Origin of the sequence: Amycolatopsis sp. GA6-003 (genome assembly GCF_046267895.1) — a bacterium.
GTDB lineage: Bacteria > Actinomycetota > Actinomycetes > Mycobacteriales > Pseudonocardiaceae > Amycolatopsis.
Window position 1 is genome coordinate 5,019,800 of the sequence record NZ_CP176499.1, and the last position, 20,852, is coordinate 5,040,651.

The window sequence follows — 20,852 nt, forward strand, 5'->3', positions numbered from 1 at the left end:
CGCACTGCTTAAGCTCCGGGCGAAACGGACAAGATGCTCGCTGGGGAGGTCGTGATGTGGCCGGCCGTTCCGACGTTGGTATCCGTGCGTCCGCGCCCGGCGGCATTCGCCGGACGGGACCGCGAACTCGCCGCCGTCGCTGAGGTTCTCGGGCACCGGCCCGCCGCGGTGCTGGTCGAGGGCGCGCCCGGAATGGGCAAAACCCGGCTGCTTTCCGAACTCGCCGCGCGGCCGGAGTTTTCCCGGCTCCGCGTGCTGCGCGGCGCGTGCCCGCAGCTGGCCGAACCCTTTCCCTACGGTCCGATACTGGAAGCGTTGCGCTCGGCCGGGGACCGGCTCGGGCCGTTGAGCCCGGTCGCCGGTGCGCTGCGCCCGCTTCTGCCGGAGCTGGCCGACGTGCTGCCGCCCGCGCCGGACCCGCTTCCGGACGCCGGTGCGCAACGGCATCGCGTGTTCCGCGCGTTCCGGGAACTGCTGATCGCCTGCGGTCCGACCGTCCTGCTCATCGACGATCTGCATCGCGCCGATCCGGGAACCGGCGACCTGCTGCGCTTTCTCGCCGTCGACTGGCCGCCGGACCTGGGCGTGGTCGCCACCTGCTGCACCGGGAACTCCAGCGTCCGCACGGCTCCTGAGGTACACAGCGCACAGGTCACGCTGGGGCCGCTGGACGCCGCGGCGATCACCGCGATGGCTCGCGACCTGCTGGGACTGGCCCGGATCAACGCCGAGTTCGCCGCGAAACTGCACGAGTACACCGCCGGAATTCCCTTTGTCGCCGAGGAAACTCTCCGCGCGTTGCGGGGGGTCGAACTGACCGAGTCGGCGCTGGACCGGCTGGAAGTTCCGCCCGCGCTGCGCGAATCGGTGTCCAGGCAACTGTCCTCGCTGCCGGAGAGCGCAGTGCAGCTCGCCAAAGCCGCCGCGGTGCTGGGCCTTCCCGCCGAACCGTCGGTGCTCAACAAACTGGCCGGGTTGGCCGAGGACGAGTTCGTGGTGCCGGACGGTCTGCTGGACGAGGTCGACGACAATCGCTACGGCTTCCGGCATCCGTTCGCGCGCAAGGCGGTGTACGATGGCCTCAGCGCGTCCGAGCGAAAGCTGTTTCATACCAAGGCAATGCACCTGCCCGGCCAACCGCTGTCCCTGCTCGCCGCACACGCCCACGCCGCCGGATGCGTCGAAGAATGGCGGCACTACGCGGAAGAAGCGGCCGACGAGGCGATTGCCCATGGCGATACCGCGCGCGCGATCGACTTGCTGCAAGCGATTGTCGCGAAGGCCGACGAGGACGCGGTCGGCCGGCTGGCGAAGAAGCTCAGTGATGTCGCGCTGCGCGTCTTCCGGCCGGATGTCCATCTGACGCTGGAGAAGGTGCTCGAGGACCGGCCGCTGCCGCCGGCCGTGCACGGGACGATCCGGCTCGCGCTGGGCATGCTGCTGGTCCGCGTCGCCGGACGGCTGGAGCAGGGCCGCGCGGCGGTGGAACGCGCCGTCGCCGAGCTGTCGGACCGGCCGGAGCTGGCCGCGCGCGGGATCAACCTGCTCGCGCTGCCGTTCGACGGGCTCACCCCGCTGTCCTGGCACGAGCAGTGGATGCGCCGGGCCCGGGAAGTCCACTCCGGACTGACCGATCCCGAGCTGCGGCTGGCTCTCACCGGCGACCGGATCGCGACCGCCTCGCACATCGGCGACGGTTCGGCGTGGGCGGAGTTCCAGGCGATGCCCGACACCGCGCCGAGCGTCGCCGAACGTGTGCAGCTGGCCCGGCTGTGGTGCAACCTCGCGGACGCGCAGTCGTGGGCCGGTCACCTCGACCGGACCGAAAAGCTGGTTGCCGAGGGGCTCCGCCGGGCTTCCGAAGCCGGTGCGCTGTACCCGAAGGGCCTGATCGAGGGCACCGAAGTCCGGCTCGCGTGGTTCCGCGGCAACTGGGACGGCCTGGCCGAAGCGACCGAAGACGTCCGTACCCGGCACCCGGCGCTGGGCGCGATCGTGATGGAGACGTCGCTGGTGCTGGGCGGGCTGGCCGCGGTGCGCGGTGAGTTCGCCGCGGCACGAAGACACTTGGCCGACGCCTCGGCGCACCGTCCGGGCGAAGGCCCTATCCCCGTTGTGTTGTGTGCGGCTTCGGTGTTGATCGGCGTGCATCTGTCGACCGACGACGTCGCCGCAGCCTGCGAAGCCGCTGATGTAGCTGTCGACGCCGCACGTCGTAAAGGCGTGTGGGTTTGGGCAGCGTCGCTCGTCCCAGCCGCCGCGGAGGCGTACACGCGTGCAGACCGTTGGCATGACGCAGACGCGTTTGTCGAAGAGTTCGCGCGCGGCATCGAGGACCGCGACGCACCTCTCGCCAGCGCAGCCCTGCACGCTGGCCGCGCCGTCCTGACGAACGCCCGCGCGAAACACCTAGCCGCTGCGACGCTCTTCGACACCGCCGCCGACGCGTACGCAGCACTGCCGATGCCGTACCTGGCCGCCGGTATGCGTGAACGCGCGGCGCGCTGTCGGCTCGATGCCGGCCAAGACGACGCGACCGCTGCGCTTCGCCAGGCCGCAGCTGCGTACGTACAGCTAGGTGCCACGCGCGACGCTGGCCGCTGCCATCACGTGCTTCGCGAACACGGTGCCTGGGCACCGTCACAGCGCGGCCGTCGCGGCTACGGTCGCGAACTGTCGCCGCGAGAGCGCGAAGTCGCCGAGATGCTAGCGGAAGGTCGGACAAACCGGCAGATTGCCGACGGCCTGTTCCTCTCCCCGCGCACGGTGGAGCAGCACGTGGCGAAGGTGCTTCGCAAGCTAGGCGCGCGAAGCCGCACGGACGTCGCGAGGAAGCTGCCGTCAGCTGAAAGCGCGCAATAACCAGCAGCGCGTCCTACCGTATCCACGTGGCTGACGAACCAGTGCCTGCCTGGCGGCGGGCGACCAAAGGCGAGACCCGATGGCCCGCGGCGGCTGTCGTCATCGGAACCCTCGCCCTGCAGCTCGCGTTGCCTGACGAGATGGTGCTCCACCCGTGGTGGCTGCTGCCGTCGCTGACCGCCGTGTTGATCGTCGCGCTGCTGCTGCTGAATCCGGGCCGGGTCACCGAGTTCAACATCGTCGAGCGCATGGTGGCGCTGACCGCGCTCGCCGTCGTCAGCGTGCTCAACGGCGTCTCCGCGGTGCAGCTGGTGATCGGGATCGCGCAGGGTGCGCAACGCGGGCACGCGGTGCAAGTGCTGATCAGCGGCGTGGTCATCTACTGGACCAACATCGTCGTCTTCTCGCTCTGGTACTGGGAATTCGACCGCGGCGGCCCGGCCCGGCGCGCGGCCGGCCACGCGGACTTCCCCGACCTGCAGTTCCCGCAGATGAGCGACCCGTCGATGGCCAAGGCCGAATGGGAACCGCGGTACCTGGACTACCTCTACACGTCGTTCACCAACGCCACCGCGTTCAGCCCGACCGACGTCATGCCGCTGCGGATCTGGGCGAAGATGACCATGATGGTCCAGGCTGGAATCTCGCTGCTGCTCGCGCTGATGGTGTTCGCCTGGGCGGTCAACGGACTCCAGGGGTGAAACCCGCTGGCCCGGCCCGCGCCCGCCCGGTATATCTCCGGGCATGGAGCTTCCCGGTTCGAACGTCCGTGAGGGGAGCCCTGAGGGACTTCCCTCAGGGCTTCGCCGCTACTGCCGGTTCATCGAGAAGCTCTGGCCGTCCGAGCCGATCGCGCTGGGGACCCAGGTCGCGCTGCCGCCGTCGTCCGCGTTGAGGCCCTGCGGGCTCGTGTCGGCGAGGTTCTTGCCGTCGAACTTGACCCCGTCGAATTTCACGCCGCCGTTGATCGCCGGGTACGAATCGGTCGGCGATTCGATGATCGCCTCCGCCGAAGAGTGCTTGGCGTTCAACGACTGCGTGGTCGTTTTGGTCCAGCCCTGGGTGTCGTTCCGCAGGTCGAGTTTGTAACTGTTGCTGCTGCGCGTGACGGTCGCGGTAATGTGGTCGCCCGCCTTCACCGGCGCCTCGCTCGCCGAGTAGTACACCGGCGCGGCCGGGTACATTTCGTACCACGCCTGGTATTGCGGGCTGCCGCTGGAACAATCGGTCGCGACGCCGGTCTGCTCCACAGTGGACGATCCGTCGCCGTCGATGCCCACCCACGGCGCGAACAGGTCGTTGCTGGAATTGCAGGTCGCCGCCGGTTCGGTCCAGCCCGCGGTCGCGGTGGTGAAACTGCCGAAACTGACGTAGCCGCCCCAGTTTCCGCCGGAGTAGTGGTTCCCGTGGAAGTGCTTGCCGAAGGCGACGGGCCCGGCTCCCGCGCCGGCGACGAGGTTCGCGGCCGCGAACGCGCCGGCCGCCAGCAATCCGAGGGGACGACGGAAAGATCGTGAACTCATGGGCGTCCAATCTGGTCACGGGAGTGCCTGCGCGTACCAGTGTTGAATTTCGCCCGCCCGGGCTGGTAGCTACTTTCGAAGGGTATTCACATCCCGGGAAATCTTCACCAAATGTCCTGATTCTCCTCTGCGTACCCGGAAGTCCGTGCCCGCCCGCCAGGGGAGGCGGCGGGCCGGCACGGACTCCTTCCGAAGTGGACTACCGCGCCGTACGGGCGTGCGCGGCGTCCACGAACTGGGTGGTGTACGTCTTGGACAAATCGATCTTGTCCTTTTTGGGCTTCACGTTGCTGGACGACGCGCCCAGCACCTTCAGCACGTTCTGCGCGCCGGACGGGTCCATCCGGCCGTCCTTGGTGAACATCGGCAGACTGTCCTTGAGCGACTTGACGTACAACGCCTTGTCCCCGCCCGCGAACGACGGCGGCATCAGATCGGCCACCTCTTCCGCGGTGTGCGTGGAAAGCCACTGCAGCGAATTCACGTACGCATTGGCGAGTTTCTGCACGACGTCCGGATAACGTTTCACGATTTCGCAGCTCATGTACAGCGAACTCGCCGGATACAGTCCGCCCAGCGCCGCGCGCGTGCCCTCCGGCGTGCGCATGTCGTAGAGCACCTTGGCCTGTCCGGTGTTGGTCAGCTGCGCGATCGTCGGGTCGGTCGTCATGCCCGCGTCGATCGAACCTTGTTGCATGGCGGAGATAAACGTCTGCCCGGCCCCGACCTTCACCGGCGTGTAATCCTTGCTGCCGACCCCGCCGCGGCTGGCGAGCGCCTTGGTGAGGAAATCCGTCGACGAACCCAGCGACGTGACGCCGAGATTCTTGCCGCGGAAATCCGCGCCGGACTTGATGTGCCCGGCCTTCGGGGTCGCGACCATTTCCGCTTCCCCGGGAACGTTCGCGAACTGCACCACGCTGGTGATGCACTGGTCCTTGGCCTGCAGGTCGATCGTGTGGTCGTAGAACCCGATCACCCCCTGCACTTCCCCGGCCAGCAGCGAGGTTTCCGCGTTGGCCCCGGACGGCTGGTCGAACAGTTCGACGTCCAGTCCTTGCTTCTGGTACTCGCCCAGCTGCTTCGCGAGCTGCCCCGGCAGGTAGATCACTTTGGACAGTCCGCCGACCATGATCTTGATGTGCGGCCGCCCGCCGTTGCCGAGGTCGATCTCCCGGGAATCCCGGCAGGCACTCACCCCGGCCACGGTCACCAGCGCGGCCGCCGCGACCGCGAGTGTCCTTTTGAGCCGCATGTCAGATGTCCCGCCGTCCGTCGTCGGCCGACATCTGCGGACGCCAGCGCAGCAGCTTGCGCTCGGCCGAACCGATCAGCCATTCCGCGAACAGCGCCACGACCATGATGACCAGCATCCCGGCGTAGACCCCGGCGGTGTCGAAGGTGCCCTGCGCGTTGGCGATCAGGAAGCCCATGCCCGCCTTGGCGCCGGTGTACTCGCCGACGACCGCACCGATCAGCGCGAAGCCGAACGCCACGTGCAGCGACGAAAGAATCCACGAAGTCGCGCTGGGCAAAACGATCGACTGCAGCACCTGCCACCGCGTCGCACCGAGAATGCGAGCGTTGTCGATCAGGTTGCGATCCACTTCGCGAGCGCCGGTGAACGCGTTGAAGAACACCGCGAAGAACACGAGCACGAAGACCGTCGCGACCTTTGAGGACAGTCCGAGACCGAACCAGATCACGAACAACGCGGCGAGCACGATCCGCGGCATCGCGTTGGCTGCCTTGATGAACGGAGCCAGCACCTCGGCGAGATACGCGCTGCGGCCGAGGATGACCCCGCAGATCACGCCGGCGACCGCGCCGAGCACGAAGCCGATCACGGCCTCCTCGACGGTGACCAGGATCTGGTACCAAATGGTCCCGAAGTCGGTTCCGGTGGTGAACCATTCGGTGAGCCGTTGCCAGATCTTCGACGGCATCGAATAGAAGAACGGGTCGATCCAGAACCGGCCCGCCAGCTCCCACAATCCCAGCCAGGCCACGAGAATCGCCAGCCGCAGCAGCCAGACGTTGCGCTTGTGCCGTCCGGCGGAGCGCTTCGCGCGGGAAAGAATGTCTTGTTCGGTTTCGAAGACCGGCGTCGGCGCGGTCTGAATTTCAAGCGACACCGGTCGCTCCCTTCTGGCGGGCCTTGTCGACCTCGCCGCGCAGCGATTCCCAGATGTCGGAGTAGAGTTTGCGGAATTCCTCGGTGAGCCGCAGTTCTTCCACCTTGCGCGGTCGTTCCAGCGGGATCTCGAAGACGTCCTTGACCGTCGCCGGGCTCGTGGTCAGCACGACGACCTTGTCCGCCAGCGCGATCGCCTCGTCGAGGTCGTGCGTCACGAAAATGACCGCGGCGCCGGTGCCGGACCACAGCCGGAGCAGCTCGTCCTGCATCAGCGCGCGGGTCTGGACGTCGAGCGCGGAGAACGGCTCGTCCATCAGCAGGATTTTCGGCTCGGTGACCAGCGTCTGCGCCAGCGCGACGCGCTTGCGCATGCCGCCGGAAAGCTGGTGCGGATAGTACTTCTCGAAACCGGCGAGACCGACGCGGGCGATCCAGTCGGCCGCCTTCTTCCGGGCGTCCTCTTTGGACGCACCGCGGAACCGCGGCCCGGACGCGACGTTGTCCAGCACCGAACGCCACGGCATCACCGCGTCGGTCTGGAACATGTAGCCGACGCCGTCCGGAATGGACTTCACGTCGGAGCCGTGCACGACGACCCGGCCCGCCGACGGCGGCTGCAACCCGGAGACCAGGGACAACGTGGTGGATTTGCCGCACCCGGTCGGCCCGACCACGGCGACGAACTCCCCCGGTTCGACGGTCATGGTCAGCTCGCGGACAGCGGTGTGGACAGAACCTGATCCGCTCGGGAACCTTTTGGTGGCGCCGATCAGTTCGATGAGTGGGGCCATCGAGGTGACTCCTTCGTCACGGTGGGGACTCGCTCGAGGCAGGTTAAGAGCGGGTGTCGTGACGGAGAAGCTTGTCGACGTTCTGCGTACGCTCTGCGCGTTCTCCACGTTTTGCTCGTTTAGCGCACAGCGCTGAGCTGGGGGTATGTTCCCTGGCATGCCGAAGTGGGCGCTCTTTCCGCGGATGCGGTTCACCCGTCAGGTGCTGCTGTTGCAGATCGGCGTGGTGGTCCTCGTCGTGGGCCTCGGCGTCGTGCTGGTCAGCTCGCTCCTGCGCTCGACGCTGTCGATGCAGTACGGGGAACGCGCGCTGGCGGTCGCGAAGTCGGTGGCGACCGAGCCGGTGGTCGTCGCCGACGCCGCCGCGCGCAACCCCAGTGCCACGCTTCAGCAGCGGGTGCAGGCGGTGACCAAGGAGAACAACGCGCTGTTCGTCGTCATCACCGACGATCACGGCATCCGGCTCGCGCACCCGAAGCCGGATCTGGTCGGTCAGGAAGTGAGCACGCCCTGGGAACAGGTGATCGCGGGCAACGATGTGGTGAGCGAGTTCCGGTCCGGCACGTTGGGTCCGTCGGTCCGCAGCAAAACCCCGATCCGGCAGGGCTCGCGCGTCGTCGGCGAGGTGAGCGTCGGCTACGAGATCAGCGAGCTGACCAGCGAGTTCAACCGGCTGCTGATCCTGACGATGATCTTCGGCGGCGGGGCACTGGCACTCGGCGCGGGTGCGTCCGCCCTGCTCAACCGCCGTCTCCGCCGGGTCACGCACGGCCTCGAACCCCACGAACTGACCGAGCTGCTGTACGAACACGAAGCCGTCCTGCACGGCATCGGCGAGGGCGTCCTGGCCGTCGACGCGGAGCACCGGGTGACCGTCCGCAACGACGAAGCGGAACGTCTCCTCGGCACCCCGCTCCCGGTCGGCACCCCGCTGGAGGACCTGGACCTGTCCCCGCGAGTGCACAAAGCCGTCGCCGAAGGACGTCCCGTGGACAACCTCCTGGCCGTAGCCGGGAACCGGGTCCTGGTGATCAATTCCCGTGCCGTGCAACGGGAGGAACGCGCGCTGGGCACCGTGCTGACCTTCCGCGACCGCACCGACCTCGACACCCTCACCCGGGAACTCGACGGCATCCGCTCGCTGTCGGACGGCCTGCGCGCGCAACGGCACGAGTTCGCGAACCGCCTGCACACGCTGTCCGGCCTGCTGCAGCTCGGCCACCACGCCGAAGCCGAGGAATACCTGCAAACCCTCACCGAAACCACCGCCTCGAGGGCAGAACCGCTCGACGACCGGATCACCGATCCGTACCTGCAAGCCCTTCTCGTCGCGAAAACCGAGCAGGCACAAGAAAAAGGCATGGAACTGCGGCTGGCCGACGACGCCTGGGTCCCCGCCTCGGTGACCGACCCGATCGCCGCGGGCACCGTGATCGGCAACCTGGTCGACAACGCATTGCACGCCGCGCGCATGGGCCCGCGCCGACCCGCGTGGGTCGAGGTCGGGCTGCTGGCCGATGGGTCCACTTTGCACGTGTCCGTTGTAGACAGTGGGCCAGGCGTCGACTCTGCCTTACGGGACAAGCTTTTCGACGAGGGAGTGTCCACAAAGCTCAGTCCCGGCCACGGCCTCGGACTGGCCTTGGCCCGCCAAGCCGCCCGAGCCCGAGACGGCGACGTCTGGCTCGCCGACCCCGGCGGCACGACGACCGGCGCGTTGTTCGTCGCCAAACTTCCCGGCCTGCTGGACCGACCCGAGGAGACCGACGCATGATCCGCACCCTGATCGTGGACGACGACTTCCGCGTCGCCGGCGTGCACGCGGGATTCGTGTCGGAGGTACCGGGATTCACCGTCGCCGGGGTCGCGCACACCGCCGCCGAAGCCCGCGCCCGGGTGCGTGAACTGGCCCCGGACCTGGTGCTGCTGGACGTCTACCTGCCGGACGAGCCCGGCCTTTCGGTGTTGCCCGACCTGAAAACGGACACCATCGTGCTGTCCGCCGCCACCGACGCCGCGTCGATCTCCGCCGCGATCCGCGCGGGCGCGCTGAACTACTTGATCAAACCGTTCACGACGCGCCAGTTGTCGGAACGGCTCACGTCGTACGCCCGCTATCGCGGCCTGGTCAGCACCGAACGCCCGCTGTCCCAGGACGACGTGGACCGAGCCTTCCGCGCCCTGCACGACCAGGACCGCGCGGCGTCGCCAAAGGGCCAGTCCAGCGCGACGGCACGCCTGGTTTCGGAGCGACTGCGAGGTTCGCCGACCCCGCTGTCGGCCGCCGAAGTAGCCCGCGAACTCGGCATGGCCCGCGCCACGGCGCAACGCTATCTGACCGCGCTGGCAGAGTCGGGAGCAGTGGAAATGCGCCTCCGCTACGGCGCGACAGGACGCCCAGAACACGAGTACGCCTGGATCGGCTGACCCCGACGGGCGGCGATGCGTTGGCCGACCCAGTCCTGCTCAGCCGACGTCAGGACGCACGGTTCGCCGATCACAGCCAAAGTCCGCTCGCTGCCGGATGAATCCGGCGAAACTCCCCTCGCCCCAGCCTCCAGCCACTCCGAAACCGCTCGCCACCGACCGAATTCGGCTAGTTGCCCGCGAATCCGCCAGCCGTCAGCGAACTCCACCCACCACAGCCAGAACTCGCTCGCCGCCGACCGAACCCGGCCAGCTTGCCGCGAACCCCCAGCGAGTCAACAGCGGTCAGCCCACCGCCCGCCGGAGGATTTGTCAGCGTCCGCCAGCCATCCGCTGTGCCGCGTCGAGCCAGGGTTTCCAGTCGAGGAACTCGCTGATGCCCGTTCGCGCCGGGGTCTTGCTCGGGGCGGGCGTGTCGAGGTCCGCGCGCGGGGCGGCCTGGTCCGCGGGTTCCGGGGCCGTCGCGCGCGGGGCGGTCGAGCGGGCCGGGTTGTGCCGCTTCGCCGGGGTTTGGTGCGAGGGCACCGGGACGTACACCGTGACCGGCGGCGCGGTCTGCGGCGCCGGGGGCGTGCTCGTCGACGGGGCCGGGAGCTGCTGTTCCGCGATCGGGACGCGCTGTTCGGCCTGCACGACGGCGTCGTCCGCGGGCTGGCCGGGAAGCGTTCCGGTGAAGAAACCGCCGGCGAGCCAGCCGAGGCCGACCAGGAGCACCGCGAGTCCGGCGCCCACCCACACGCGGGCTCGCCGCCGGGACGCCACCGCGCGCGGGCGTTCCTCGGTCGGCGCGCATCCGGCGATGACCGGGATCTGCTGGGTCGATTCGCAGCTCGTCTCCGGCGCGGCCTCGTCCTGCGGACGCGGTTCGCGCGGCAGGCTCGCGGCGATGATGCCGGTGCGATCGACCAGTTCCCCGGAGGCGCGGTGAGCGGGCGCGGCCAATCGGCGCTCGGCAAGGCGCAGCATCGAGGGCTACCTCCGGGGTGCGGACACACGAGTGGACTGGCAGCATTCTGCGGCATTTCCGCACGCGTCGGCGAAAATGCAACTCTATCGAGTGATCAAGAATGCGGACAGTCGCGAAGCGTTATCCGTTCCGCTCGACGCGTTTGAGTCCCTGGCGCGCCAAAACCGCGAGCGGACGCTGGTAGGCCGAACCGAGGACGCGGGGGATCGCGTCGATCACGTACGCGTCCGGTCCGATGAGGATCCGCGCGGACCGCCTGCGCACGCCGCGCAGGATCGTCTCGGCCGCTTTCTTCGGTGTGGTAAGGGCGATCTTCTCGAATCCGGCCGCTGCCTTGGCTTGGTCGCCGCCTGCTCCGCCGCGGGCGTTGCGGGCGATGTTGGTCTTGATCCCGCCCGGATGCACGCAGCTGACGCCGACCGGATGCCGCGCCGCTAGCATTTCTTCGCGCAGCGACTCGGTGAATCCGCGAACGGCGAACTTCGCCGCGTTGTAGGCACTCTGCGTAGGCACTCCGACGAATCCGAACACGCTGGAGATATTGACGACGTAGCCGTCGCCGGAGGCGATGAGATGCGGCAGGAATGCCTTCGTGCCGTTGACGACCCCGCCGAGGTTGACGCCGAGCAGCCAGTCGAAATCCTCGAACGTCATGTCCTCGACCGTCGCGCCGAGCGCCACCCCGGCGTTGTTGACGACGAGGTTGACCCGGCCGTGCTCCTGAACGACGTCCTCGGCGTGAGCGAGAACCGCGGCGCGGTCCGCCACGTCGAGGGAATGGCCCCGCACTTCGGCTCCACGTTCGCGGGCTTCGCGCACGGTGCCGTCGAGTCCTTCGGCGTCGACATCGGACAGTTCGAGGAGCGCGCCGTGCAACGCGAGTTCGAGCGCCAGCGCCCGGCCGATGCCCGAGCCCGCTCCGGTGATCACTGCGACTTTGTTCGAGAAGTCCTTCATCGTCTCCCCACCCTGGTCTCACCGTGTTCTCTGATACTAGTGACGAGGACCAGTACAGGAGGTGGCATGCGGCGCACGGTGATCGGGCTGTTCGCACTAATGAGTGCGAGCGGCACCATCGTGGCATGCGCTGAGCGCGCGGCGGACGAACCGACGGTCACGACGTCGCCCCCGGCGAAGCCGATCCACGCGTCCATCGGCGCACTGTTCGTCGACGGTTCGCATTACTGCACCGCGAGCGTCGTGCACAGCCCGCGCGGCGACGAACTGCTCACCGCAGCACACTGCATCCACGACGGCGAAGGCGGCGGCTACCTGGCCAATGTCACGTTCGCCCCGGGTTTCCACGACGGCGTGGCACCCTACGGATACTGGCAGGTCGGGAACGAACTGGTCGCCCAAGGTTGGATAGATTCGTCCGATCCCAACCTGGATGTCGGCTTCGCGACCGCCCGCCAAGACGGCTCGCCCGAACCGCTGGAAGCGGTGACCGGAGCCAACCAACTGGGCACGAACGGCCCCTTCGCGCGCCCGGTGACCGTGGCCGGCTACCCGGACGGCGTGGACGAGGTGGCCACCTGCGAAACGCACACCCAGCAGCAAGACGAACACCAGATAAGAGTCGACTGCCCCGGCTTCGCGACCGGCACGAGCGGCAGCCCGCTGGTAGCGGACCCGTCGCCGGACACGAAAACGGGCACAGTAGTAGGCGTGATCGGCGGCTACGAGGGCGGCGGCTACACCGACGACGTCTCGTACTCGAGCTACTTCGACGACCAGGTAGCCGAGCTGTACAACCGAGCAACCACGATGCCGTGACATGATGCGGCGATGAGCACGCGCGACGTCCCGATCACCGGCGAACCGATCCGGCTGGGCCAATTCCTGAAACTGGCCGACCTCGCGGACAACGGCTCACACGCGAAAGACCTGATCGACGCAGAAGAGGTCACCGTAAACGGCGAGGTAGAAACCCGCAGAGGCCGCCAACTAGCAAACGGCGACGTAGTAGCGGTAGGCAACGAGAAGGCCCGCGTCGCCCTAGAACACTGACCCCCCCTGCGCCAGCAGGCCCGTGAGGGCCACCTTCACCGCCCCAGATTCCCCCAGAGCCCCCCTCACAGCCCTAAAACAGGCACCGGTGCACCCAAACAGCGAGGCACCCAGCCCCAAAACAGGCACCGGTGCACCCAAAGAGCGAGGCACCCAGCCCCTCCCCCCGCCCCCGATACAAAGCCGCCCTGCGGTTCGGGGGTGCTTGTCAAGGCATCTTTCCCGCCTTGACAAGCACCCCCGAACCGTCAGCACAATGAAAAATCGGGGTGCCCCACGCAACCACTCCGGGCGCAATGTCGCCGCCAGGCGACGAGCAGCCCACCTCACCCCACAGTAGTCAAAGGCGCCAACCCAACCTTCAACGCCAAAGAATCCAACTGCCTCCGCACCGCCCCAGGCAACGGCACCCCCAACGCCCGGCACTGCTCCAAATACTGAGCCTCCCGCCACCCGGGATACCGAACGGGCGCCCCGCCCTCCCACCCGAGCATGCTCCCGAACACCGCACTGGCAGCCCGATAAAAACCATCCGCACTACGCAACGTAGTAGGCGCGATCGCCAACACCAGCAACCCGGTGTCGTGCTCATGATCGGCAACCCCGGACAACACCCCAGCCAGCACGTCCACCATCAACGCGAACCCAGCGAACCGAGGATCCCGAGCCGCATCAGCAAGATCGACGTCGAACACGAACTCCGGATAAGCCCCAGCCGGAGCGGCCATCCCCAGCGGATGCACCGGCTGATCGGCATACCCTCCAGCCGCCATCACCATCCCGATCATCCCGTGCGGCAAGGCCCGCGCCGCATGATGCCCGACCCGCCCAAACGGCCCGACCCCGCGCACCGACAGCAGCCCCACCCCGAACCGCCCAGCCCGCTGCACGGCCCGATCCATCGCGTCCCCCACCGCCCACAGCCCGGACGCACGGCGGTAATCGACAAGCGCCGCGGCCCCGCGGTCCGCGATCAGCAGTGGCTGCGCGGCCGGACTGACCAATCCGTTCTCGATCGCGGGCAGATGCACGCGCGTCAATTCGCCGACGCCGGTTTCGGGCGCGCCGGTGAGATCGCCGTGGCACAACGCTTCCGCGGCGGGCCGCGCGCGTTCTTCGGGAAAGCCTTGTGCCATCAGGACAACGGAGACGAGCGTGACCAGTTCGTCGACGGGAACGCGGAGCCAGGCCTGCTCGGGAATCGGGGTGTCGGCGGGAACTTCCGGGACGGGGCGGCTGAGCCGGGGAGAACGTGGTCTGAGGGGCACTTCATCAAGGTTGCCGGGCGGTCTCGGACCCCGTCAACGAGGTTGGCCCTAGAGTGTGATGCGGTCAGCCGCAGAGACGTACCCTGAACCGCATGTGCCGAAACATCACGACGCTCCGCGGCCTGCAGCCCGCCGCCACCACCGAAGAGATCGAAGCCGCGGCGCGCCAGTACGTGCGCAAGGTGACCGGGGTGCAGTCCCTTTCGGACGCGACGCGCGAACCGTTCGAGGCGGCGGTCGCCGAAATCGCCCAGATCACCGCTCGGCTGCTGGAAGAACTCCCGCAGCGCCGCCAGCCGCCGGCGACCGTGCCGCCGCTGCGCCGCCCGGAGGTCCAGGCGCGGATCGCGCAGCGCGAGGCCAAGAAAGCCTGACCCCGCAATCACTCCACGGCCTGTCCCGGGAACCGCGGCTTGATCTCCTGGTTGAGGTAGCGCCCCATGCTGTCGGCGGCCATCAGCTCGCGATGCACCCGCTCGGGCACGAGGTGGTAGCGGTACACGCCGCCGTCGCGGAAGCCGATTTCCAGCACCGACTTCGCGGCGTCGTAGCCGACGTCGCGAATGACGGAAGACTCCACGGGAACCCGGCGCACAGCACAGCCAGGGTACCCGCGCAGCCGTCGGGTCCGGCACCGCGGAAGGGCGACCAATGCCGCCTCAGCGTTCACCCAGTCGATCGAACCGACCGGTCACCGCGCGGCGCCGAAGCACAACGGCCCCGGTCTCCCGCGGCAGGCGCGGAATCCGGGGCCGGACACTCGAGGCGTCAAGCGGAAGCGGAGGGATTTGAACCCCCGGTAGGTTTCCCTACGGACGCTTTCAAGGCGTCTGCATTCGGCCGCTCTGCCACGCTTCCTTCTAGGTCAGGGTATCGCGCCGTCCTTCGACGTCGTCCAGGTGTTCGAGGACCCGGGTGAACGCCGTGGCCACCGCGGTCTGCTCGTCCGGCGTCAGCAGGTCGATCAGGTGCTCTCGGGCGCCGCGCACGTGCGTCGGCGCGGCTTCGTCCAGTACGCGCTGGCCCGCGTCGGTCAGCGCGGTCAGCACGCCGCGTTTGTCCTCCGGGTCCGGACGGCGCGTGACCAGCCCGGCGACCTCCAGTTTGCCGATCTGATGCGACAGCCTGCTCTTCGTCGAGCCCAGCTGCGCCGCCAGTTCCGTCATCCGCGTGCACCGGTCCGGCGCGAGGTTCAGGCACACCAGGACCTCGTAGTCCGCGAGCGAGATGCCGTGGGTTTCGGTCAGTTCGCGGTGCAGCCGCTGGCGCAGCCGCAGCGACGCGACGATGTAGGCCCGCCAGGCGTGCTGTTCGGCCGGGTCGAGCCAGCGCACGTCCTGGTCATCGCTCATGTCCGGAAGCGTAGAAGGCCCGTTTCGCCGCCGGCGTTTCGGCCCGCCGTGAAATTTCCGGCCGAACTTCCCCCAATGGAGGGTTACGAAAAGGTTGAGACTCGGCGCGAAGAAGCGCATCCTCGGGAGGCAGCGGAGGGACGACGAGGATCCGCGGAGCGCGCCGAAGGGCACGCCGGGCCGCGTTTCCCCCCGGGAAAGGCCAGGTGGTGGCATGGCAGGTAGTTCCCGCGGTTGACCGCCCGCTGTGTCCCCGCGATCGGCACGGCCCCGTTCCGGTTCGGTCGCGATTGCGAACAGCACGAGCACCCCGTGCGCTCCGGCATCGGCCACGCGCACCCGGCGTCGTTATGCCGCTGCTTCTCTTCGCGGCCTCGGCACCGCGAAGGCAGCGCCGGACGTCGAGCCCGCCGGTGGCCAACCGCTGACAACGAAACCTCGGTAGTACCTGGGTGCGGCCCCAGCGCAGGGGCCGCACCCAGCCTTGTTCCCGGGTTTGCGGCTACCCTTTCCGCGTGCGATTCGACGACAACGCGGATCTGGACGCATCCGAAATCCAGGACATGCGCGGCAGCGGCGGAGGCGGCGGCATCGGCGGCCGCGTAGCCCTCGGCGGCGGCGGACTTGGCCTCGTCGGCCTGGTCATCTACTTCCTGTTTTCCCAGTTCGGCGGCGTCCCCAGCACCGGGACCTCGCCCGCGGCCGGCGGGCTCGGGCTCAGCGACGTCCAGTCCGGGCAGCAGCTGGACGCCGGCACGCTCGCGAAGAAGTGCAAGACCGGAGCGGACGCGAACCGCGACCACGACTGCGCGATCGTCGCGGTCGTCAACTCCATCCAGGACTACTGGACGCAGGAGTTCTCCCGCTCCGGCCAGACCTACCGCAAGGCGACCACCCGGTTCTTCACCGGCGGCGTGCGCACCGGCTGCGGCGGCGCGACCTCGGACACCGGCCCGTTCTACTGCCCGGCCGATTCGTACGTGTACATCGACCTGACGTTCTTCAACGAGCTGAAGACCCGCTTCGGCGCGAAGGGCGGCCTGTTCACCGAGGCGTACGTGCTGGCCCACGAATACGGCCACCACGTGCAGAACCTCACCGGCACGTCCAAACGCGGCACCGGCACCGGGCCGACGTCCGGTTCGGTCCGGCTGGAACTGCAGGCCGACTGCTACGCGGGCGTCTGGGCCAACCACGCCAGCACAACCCCGACCAGCTCCGGCAAACCGCTGGTCCAGGACGTCACCCAGGACGACATCTCGCGCGCGCTGGACACCGCGTCCCGGATCGGCGACGACTACATCCAGAAGAACCTCGGCAACGGCCACGTCGACAAGTCGAGCTTCTCGCACGGCACCTCGGCGCAGCGCGAGAAATGGTTCACCACCGGCTACCGCACCGGACAGCCCGCGAGCTGCAACACCTTCAGCACCAACGACCTCGGCTGACCCGGGTTACAGTCGGGCGCATGCACGCGATCACGATCCGCGAACCCGGCGCCCCTGACGTGCTCGAATGGACCGAGGTCCCCGATCCGGAGCCCGGTCCGGGCGAGGTGCTGGTGGACGTCACGGCCAGCGCGGTCAACCGCGCGGACCTGCTGCAGCGCCAAGGCAACTATCCGCCGCCGCCCGGGGCGAGCGACATCCTCGGTCTGGAATGCTCCGGCACGATCGCCGAACTCGGCGAGGGCGTCGAGGGCTGGCAGGTCGGCGACGAGGTGTGCGCGCTGCTCGCCGGCGGCGGTTACGCCGAGCGCGTCGCGGTCCCGGCCGGACAGCTGCTGCCGGTGCCCGCCGAGGTCGAAACGGTCGCCGCGGCCGGGCTGCCCGAGGTGGCCTGCACGGTGTGGGCGAACGTCGTGATGCACGCCGGTCTCGCCGAGGGCGAGGTCCTGCTGGTGCACGGCGGCGCGGGCGGCATCGGCACGCACGCGATCCAGGTGGGCAAGGCGCTCGGCGCGACCGTCGCGGTCACCGCGGGTTCGCCCGAGCGGCTCGAACGCTGCCGCCAGCTCGGCGCGGACCTCACGATCAACTACAAGGACCAGGATTTCGTCGAGGTGCTGCGCGCCGAGACCAACGGCGCCGACGTCATCCTCGACAACATGGGCGCGAAGTACCTGGACCGCAACGTCGACGCGCTCGCCGCGGACGGCCGCCTGGTCATCATCGGCATGCAGGGCGGGGTCAAGGGCGAGCTGAACATCGGCAAGCTGCTGGGCAAACGCGCGAGCGTGTTCGCGGCCGGGCTGCGGTCCCGTCCGCTCGACCAGAAAGCGGCGATCGTCGCGGATGTCCGGAACCGGTTGTGGCCGTTCGTGGAACAGGGTTCGGTGCGGCCGATCGTCGGCGACGTGGTGCCGATGGCCGAGGCCGCGTCCGCGCACCGGATGCTCGAGGAGGGCAGCATTTTCGGGAAGGTCCTGCTCGCCGCGAAGTCCTGACGCAGGACCTCAGCGCAGTTCTTCGAGCACCCGCACCAGCTGGTTGATCTCGAACACGTTGGAGTAGTGCGCGAGCCCGATCCGCACCGCCCCGCCGACCTCGCCGACGCCCAGCGACGCGAACACGCCGCTGGTGCCGTCGTCGGCGAACGCGCACAAGCCCTGCGACGCCAGGTATTCGGCGACCTGCGACGCTTTCGCCCCGGCCACGGCGAACGCGAGCGCGGGGATCCGGCGCATCGCGTCGCCGATCACCATCACGTGCCGCAGCGAACGCAGTTCCGTGGACAGCTGCGCGAGCAGGCCCGCGTGGTACGACTTGGCCGAGCCGAGCGACGTCACGAGGCGTTCGCGGCGGGATCCGGTGGCGGCGTCGTCAAGCCCGGCGAGGTAGTCGATCGACGCGACGAGGCCGGCCAGCAGCGGGTACGCGTGCGGGCCGAGTTCGAGCCGCGCGGGACCGGTGGCGGCCGGGTCGAGCGACGCCGACGCGATGCGTTCCAGCAGCTCCGGCTCGCGGAACACGAGCGCGCCGACCGACGGGCCGCCCCACGAGGGAGCGGACACGACCATCACGTCGGCCCCGAGTTCCTGCAGGTCAAGCGGTACGAACGGGGCCGCGTAGGTCGCGTCGACCACGACGAGCGCCCCGACGCGCTTGGCGAATTCGATCACCGTCGGCACGTCCGGCCGGGTCCCGACGGACCCGGACGCCAGCGTCACCGACACCGCTTTCGTCCGCGCGGACACGAGGTTCTCGTACTGCCACGCGGGCAGCTCGCAGGTCTCGATGTCGATCTCGCTCCACCGCACGACCGCGCCGACGCGTTTCGCGGCGCGCCGCCACGGCGCGATGTTGGCCTCTTCGTCGAGCCGCGAAACGACGATCTCGTCGCCGATCGTCCAGCGTTCGGCGAGCGCGTCGACGAGACGGCGCAACAGGACCGGCGCGCTCGGGCCGAGCACGACGGCAGCCGGGTCCGCCCCGACCAGATCAGCCACGGCCCGGCGGGCCGCGGTGACGATGCTTTCCGCCCGCTGGGAGGCCGGAAACGCTCCGCCCGGCCCGGACACCGGCGCCCGCATAGCTGTCGAAACGGCCGAAGCGACCTGTTCGGGCACGAGCATTCCGGCGGCGCCGTCGAAGTGAATCCAGCCGTCGCCAAGCGCGGGGAAGAGCCCACGGATACGAGCGACGTCGAACGCCATGGGGACACCGTACGGACGTGCGGTTTCGCGGTTGCCGCGGGGTTGGGCAGAACGGCCGCTAGGCTCGGGTCAGGACCGCTGACCGACGGGGATGGAGCATATGAGCGAGCCGAACTTCGGGGGAACGGGCGCAGCCAGGGACGCGGAGGCGCCGCGCGTGGTCGTGGTCGGGCCGGACGGCGTCCCGGTCGGCACCGCGCAGGCGGCATCCGAGGGCGAGGAGAACGAGTCCGTCGGCGACCTGGTCGAGGAACCGGCCAAGGTGATGCGCATCGGGACCATGATCAAGCAGCTGCTGGAGGAGGTCCGCGCCGCGCCGCTGGACGACGCGAGCCGCAACCGCGTGCGGGAGATCCACCAGACGTCGGTGCGCGAGCTGGAAGAGGCCCTCGCGCCCGAACTGCGCGAGGAACTCGAACGCCTGGTGCGGCCGTTCACCGAGGACGAGACCCCCTCCGACGCCGAGCTGCGGATCGCGCAGGCCCAGCTCGTCGGCTGGCTGGAGGGGCTGTTCCACGGCATCCAGACCGCGCTGTTCGCGCAGCAGATGGCCGCGCGGGTGCAGTTGGAGCAGATGCGCCGCGGCCTGCCCGCGGGGTCGTCCGGCTCCGGCGGCCATCCCGGCGAGGGGCACGGGCACGGCATCACCGGAACCGGACAGTACCTCTAGCTACCTCTGGCTTTTCGCGGAGAAGAACGCTCGGAGATCCCCGATCAGCAGATCGGGTTCTTCGAGCGCCGGAAAGTGCCCGCCGCGCGGGAATTCCGTCCACCGGACGATCCGGTCGGTGCGCTCGGCCAGGTGCCGTAGCGGGAGCCCGATGTCGTCCGGGAACACCGCGACCGCCGTCGGCACGGTCGACGACGGCGGCGGCGCGCCCCACTGGCCGTCCTGGTCGGCGTAGATCCGCGCGGACGACGCGGCGGTGCGGGTGAACCAGTAGAGCGAGACGTTGGCGAGCAGATCGTCCCGGTCGATCAGGTCGTGATCGGTGTTCGAGAAGGCCCGGAACTTCTCGGCGATCCAGGCCAGCTGGCCGGCCGGGGAGTCGGTGAGCCCGTAGGCAAGCGTGTGCGGCTTGGTGGACTGGATCATCGCGTAGCCGAGGCCGGTCTGCTGGAAGGCTCGCGACTTCGCCAGCGACCGCTGTCCCTTCGCCAGCTCCGCGCCGCTGAGCCCGGCGAGGTCGGCCTCGCTGCGCGCGACCGCGGACGGCAGCATCGTCACGTGCGCCCCGATGATCCGGTCGGGGAACTGGACGCCGAGTTCGCGCGAGATCAACGCGCCCCAGTCGCCGCCGTGCGTGCCGAATTCCGGGTAGCCGAGCCGGGTCATCAACTCCGCCCACGCCCGCGCCGTACGCGCCGGACCCCACCCGCGGTCCGGCGTCGGCCCGGAAAAGGCGAACCCGGGAACGGACGGAACGACCACGTGAAACGCGACGTCCGGGTCGCCGCCATAGGCCCGGGGGTCGGCGAGGGGGCCGATGAGGTCGAGGAATTCGACGATCGAGCCGGGCCAGCCGTGCGTGAGCAGCAGCGGGACAGCGTCGGGTTCAGGGGATTTCAGGTGCAGGAAGTGAATGTTGGCGCCGTCGACGGTGGTGGTGAACTGGGGGAAGCCGTTGAGGCGTTCTTCCTGCGCCCGCCAGTCGAAGCCCAGCCGCCAGTAGTCGGCGAGGTCTTGGACTTCGGGGACCGGAATGCCCAGCTCCCACGCCGGGTCGTCGAAGGGGTCCGGCCAGCGGGTGCTGGCGAGCCGGCGGTTGAGGTCGTCCAGGTCGGACTGCGGGACGTGAACGCGGAACGGGGTGACATCGTGGGCCATGCCGGAAAGCTATGCGCGATTGCGGACCGTTC

The 20,852-nt window shown here is 68.9% G+C and carries 21 protein-coding genes and 1 tRNA gene; 10 read left to right on the plus strand and 12 right to left on the minus strand.

The features are described 5' to 3' along the window. Positions 1-84 precede the first annotated feature (84 nt). Together F9C12_RS22470 and F9C12_RS22475 are read left to right on the plus strand one after the other, a co-directional pair. Positions 85-2,862, plus strand: a complete 2,778-nt coding sequence (locus F9C12_RS22470; RefSeq protein WP_409461755.1) for an ATP-binding protein — start codon at positions 85-87, stop codon at positions 2,860-2,862. A 26-nt stretch (positions 2,863-2,888) separates the two neighbouring features. Next, positions 2,889-3,563: a hypothetical protein gene (locus tag F9C12_RS22475; protein ID WP_409461756.1), complete on the plus strand. Its 675-nt coding sequence runs from the start codon at positions 2,889-2,891 to the stop codon at positions 3,561-3,563. A gap of 108 nt (positions 3,564-3,671) precedes the next feature. Here F9C12_RS22475 and F9C12_RS22480 read toward each other — a convergent pair whose 3' ends face one another. The 4 genes from F9C12_RS22480 to F9C12_RS22495 all read right to left on the minus strand — a co-directional run bounded on the left by F9C12_RS22480 (position 3,672) and on the right by F9C12_RS22495 (position 7,313). After that, positions 3,672-4,385 (minus strand): G1 family glutamic endopeptidase, encoded by a 714-nt coding sequence (locus F9C12_RS22480; protein ID WP_409461757.1) that lies wholly within the window; start codon positions 4,383-4,385, stop codon positions 3,672-3,674. A 199-nt stretch (positions 4,386-4,584) separates the two neighbouring features. Beyond that, positions 4,585-5,640, minus strand: a complete 1,056-nt coding sequence (locus tag F9C12_RS22485) for an ABC transporter substrate-binding protein (protein WP_409461758.1) — start codon at positions 5,638-5,640, stop codon at positions 4,585-4,587. Position 5,641: 1 nt separating this feature from the next. Continuing rightward, on the minus strand, positions 5,642-6,520 hold the full coding sequence (locus F9C12_RS22490; protein WP_409183828.1) for an ABC transporter permease: 879 nt from the start codon (positions 6,518-6,520) through the stop codon (positions 5,642-5,644). Further along, positions 6,510-7,313 carry an ABC transporter ATP-binding protein gene (locus tag F9C12_RS22495; protein WP_409461759.1) on the minus strand — a complete coding sequence of 268 codons (804 nt, stop codon included), beginning with the start codon at positions 7,311-7,313 and terminating at the stop codon, positions 6,510-6,512. Before F9C12_RS22495 ends, F9C12_RS22490 begins: the two co-directional genes overlap by 11 nt. A gap of 157 nt (positions 7,314-7,470) precedes the next feature. On the opposite strand from F9C12_RS22495, the gene F9C12_RS22500 reads away from it, so the two are divergent. Continuing rightward, a complete protein-coding gene (locus F9C12_RS22500) occupies positions 7,471-9,087 on the plus strand; it encodes an ATP-binding protein (RefSeq protein ID WP_409461760.1) in 1,617 nt (538 codons plus the stop codon). Beyond that, the gene (locus F9C12_RS22505) at positions 9,084-9,740 is read left to right on the plus strand and encodes a response regulator (protein WP_409461761.1); all 657 of its coding nucleotides are present in this window, start codon (positions 9,084-9,086) and stop codon (positions 9,738-9,740) included. Before F9C12_RS22500 ends, F9C12_RS22505 begins: the two co-directional genes overlap by 4 nt. Before the next feature lie 312 nt (positions 9,741-10,052). Here the strand turns inward: F9C12_RS22505 and F9C12_RS22510 are convergent, their stop codons facing one another. Beyond that, positions 10,053-10,706 (minus strand): hypothetical protein, encoded by a 654-nt coding sequence (locus F9C12_RS22510; protein ID WP_409461762.1) that lies wholly within the window; start codon positions 10,704-10,706, stop codon positions 10,053-10,055. 121 nt (positions 10,707-10,827) lie between these two features. Further along, a complete protein-coding gene (locus F9C12_RS22515) occupies positions 10,828-11,664 on the minus strand; it encodes an SDR family NAD(P)-dependent oxidoreductase (RefSeq protein WP_409183833.1) in 837 nt (278 codons plus the stop codon). A 66-nt stretch (positions 11,665-11,730) separates the two neighbouring features. Here F9C12_RS22515 and F9C12_RS22520 point away from each other — a divergent pair, with 66 nt between their 5' ends. Then, entirely contained in the window at positions 11,731-12,483 is a 753-nt protein-coding gene (locus tag F9C12_RS22520; RefSeq protein ID WP_409183834.1) for a trypsin-like peptidase domain-containing protein, read from the plus strand. A 12-nt stretch (positions 12,484-12,495) separates the two neighbouring features. After that, positions 12,496-12,717: an RNA-binding S4 domain-containing protein gene (locus F9C12_RS22525; RefSeq protein ID WP_409183835.1), complete on the plus strand. Its 222-nt coding sequence runs from the start codon at positions 12,496-12,498 to the stop codon at positions 12,715-12,717. Positions 12,718-13,043: 326 nt separating this feature from the next. Here F9C12_RS22525 and F9C12_RS22530 read toward each other — a convergent pair whose 3' ends face one another. Beyond that, positions 13,044-13,985 carry an Ldh family oxidoreductase gene (locus F9C12_RS22530; protein WP_409183836.1) on the minus strand — a complete coding sequence of 314 codons (942 nt, stop codon included), beginning with the start codon at positions 13,983-13,985 and terminating at the stop codon, positions 13,044-13,046. Positions 13,986-14,077: 92 nt separating this feature from the next. On the opposite strand from F9C12_RS22530, the gene F9C12_RS22535 reads away from it, so the two are divergent. Beyond that, entirely contained in the window at positions 14,078-14,359 is a 282-nt protein-coding gene (locus tag F9C12_RS22535) for a DUF2277 domain-containing protein (RefSeq protein WP_409183837.1), read from the plus strand. An 8-nt stretch (positions 14,360-14,367) separates the two neighbouring features. Here F9C12_RS22535 and F9C12_RS22540 read toward each other — a convergent pair whose 3' ends face one another. The 3 genes from F9C12_RS22540 to F9C12_RS22550 form a co-directional block, all read right to left on the minus strand. Then, the gene (locus tag F9C12_RS22540) at positions 14,368-14,565 is read right to left on the minus strand and encodes a KTSC domain-containing protein (RefSeq protein ID WP_409183838.1); all 198 of its coding nucleotides are present in this window, start codon (positions 14,563-14,565) and stop codon (positions 14,368-14,370) included. A gap of 193 nt (positions 14,566-14,758) precedes the next feature. Continuing rightward, positions 14,759-14,843: transfer RNA gene (locus tag F9C12_RS22545), tRNA-Ser, on the minus strand. Positions 14,844-14,845: 2 nt separating this feature from the next. Then, on the minus strand, positions 14,846-15,337 hold the full coding sequence (locus tag F9C12_RS22550) for a MarR family winged helix-turn-helix transcriptional regulator (protein ID WP_409183839.1): 492 nt from the start codon (positions 15,335-15,337) through the stop codon (positions 14,846-14,848). Positions 15,338-15,852: 515 nt separating this feature from the next. On the opposite strand from F9C12_RS22550, the gene F9C12_RS22555 reads away from it, so the two are divergent. Then, positions 15,853-16,785, plus strand: a complete 933-nt coding sequence (locus F9C12_RS22555) for a neutral zinc metallopeptidase (protein WP_409461763.1) — start codon at positions 15,853-15,855, stop codon at positions 16,783-16,785. A gap of 20 nt (positions 16,786-16,805) precedes the next feature. Further along, positions 16,806-17,783, plus strand: coding sequence for an NAD(P)H-quinone oxidoreductase (locus F9C12_RS22560; protein WP_409461764.1), 978 nt, complete (start codon positions 16,806-16,808; stop codon positions 17,781-17,783). A gap of 9 nt (positions 17,784-17,792) precedes the next feature. Here the strand turns inward: F9C12_RS22560 and F9C12_RS22565 are convergent, their stop codons facing one another. Then, the gene (locus tag F9C12_RS22565) at positions 17,793-18,992 is read right to left on the minus strand and encodes a cysteine desulfurase-like protein (protein ID WP_409183842.1); all 1,200 of its coding nucleotides are present in this window, start codon (positions 18,990-18,992) and stop codon (positions 17,793-17,795) included. Positions 18,993-19,083: 91 nt separating this feature from the next. Between F9C12_RS22565 and F9C12_RS22570 the strand changes: the two genes are divergently transcribed. Further along, positions 19,084-19,662, plus strand: coding sequence for a bacterial proteasome activator family protein (locus F9C12_RS22570; protein ID WP_409183843.1), 579 nt, complete (start codon positions 19,084-19,086; stop codon positions 19,660-19,662). Here F9C12_RS22570 and F9C12_RS22575 read toward each other — a convergent pair whose 3' ends face one another. Continuing rightward, positions 19,663-20,820 carry an epoxide hydrolase family protein gene (locus tag F9C12_RS22575; RefSeq protein ID WP_409461765.1) on the minus strand — a complete coding sequence of 386 codons (1,158 nt, stop codon included), beginning with the start codon at positions 20,818-20,820 and terminating at the stop codon, positions 19,663-19,665. Positions 20,821-20,852 lie beyond the last annotated feature (32 nt).

Coding starts and splice junctions, on each gene's coding strand:
- F9C12_RS22520 (WP_409183834.1), top strand. CDS start 11,731: ATGCGGCGCACGGTGATCGGGCTGTTCGCACTAATGAGTGCGAGCGGC.
- F9C12_RS22500 (WP_409461760.1), top strand. CDS start 7,471: ATGCCGAAGTGGGCGCTCTTTCCGCGGATGCGGTTCACCCGTCAGGTG.
- F9C12_RS22560 (WP_409461764.1), top strand. CDS start 16,806: ATGCACGCGATCACGATCCGCGAACCCGGCGCCCCTGACGTGCTCGAA.
- F9C12_RS22570 (WP_409183843.1), top strand. CDS start 19,084: ATGGAGCATATGAGCGAGCCGAACTTCGGGGGAACGGGCGCAGCCAGG.
- F9C12_RS22550 (WP_409183839.1), bottom strand. CDS start 15,337: ATGAGCGATGACCAGGACGTGCGCTGGCTCGACCCGGCCGAACAGCAC.
- F9C12_RS22510 (WP_409461762.1), bottom strand. CDS start 10,706: ATGCTGCGCCTTGCCGAGCGCCGATTGGCCGCGCCCGCTCACCGCGCC.
- F9C12_RS22495 (WP_409461759.1), bottom strand. CDS start 7,313: ATGGCCCCACTCATCGAACTGATCGGCGCCACCAAAAGGTTCCCGAGC.
- F9C12_RS22575 (WP_409461765.1), bottom strand. CDS start 20,820: ATGGCCCACGATGTCACCCCGTTCCGCGTTCACGTCCCGCAGTCCGAC.
- F9C12_RS22525 (WP_409183835.1), top strand. CDS start 12,496: ATGAGCACGCGCGACGTCCCGATCACCGGCGAACCGATCCGGCTGGGC.
- F9C12_RS22515 (WP_409183833.1), bottom strand. CDS start 11,664: ATGAAGGACTTCTCGAACAAAGTCGCAGTGATCACCGGAGCGGGCTCG.
- F9C12_RS22480 (WP_409461757.1), bottom strand. CDS start 4,385: ATGAGTTCACGATCTTTCCGTCGTCCCCTCGGATTGCTGGCGGCCGGC.
- F9C12_RS22565 (WP_409183842.1), bottom strand. CDS start 18,992: ATGGCGTTCGACGTCGCTCGTATCCGTGGGCTCTTCCCCGCGCTTGGC.
- F9C12_RS22505 (WP_409461761.1), top strand. CDS start 9,084: ATGATCCGCACCCTGATCGTGGACGACGACTTCCGCGTCGCCGGCGTG.
- F9C12_RS22535 (WP_409183837.1), top strand. CDS start 14,078: ATGTGCCGAAACATCACGACGCTCCGCGGCCTGCAGCCCGCCGCCACC.
- F9C12_RS22485 (WP_409461758.1), bottom strand. CDS start 5,640: ATGCGGCTCAAAAGGACACTCGCGGTCGCGGCGGCCGCGCTGGTGACC.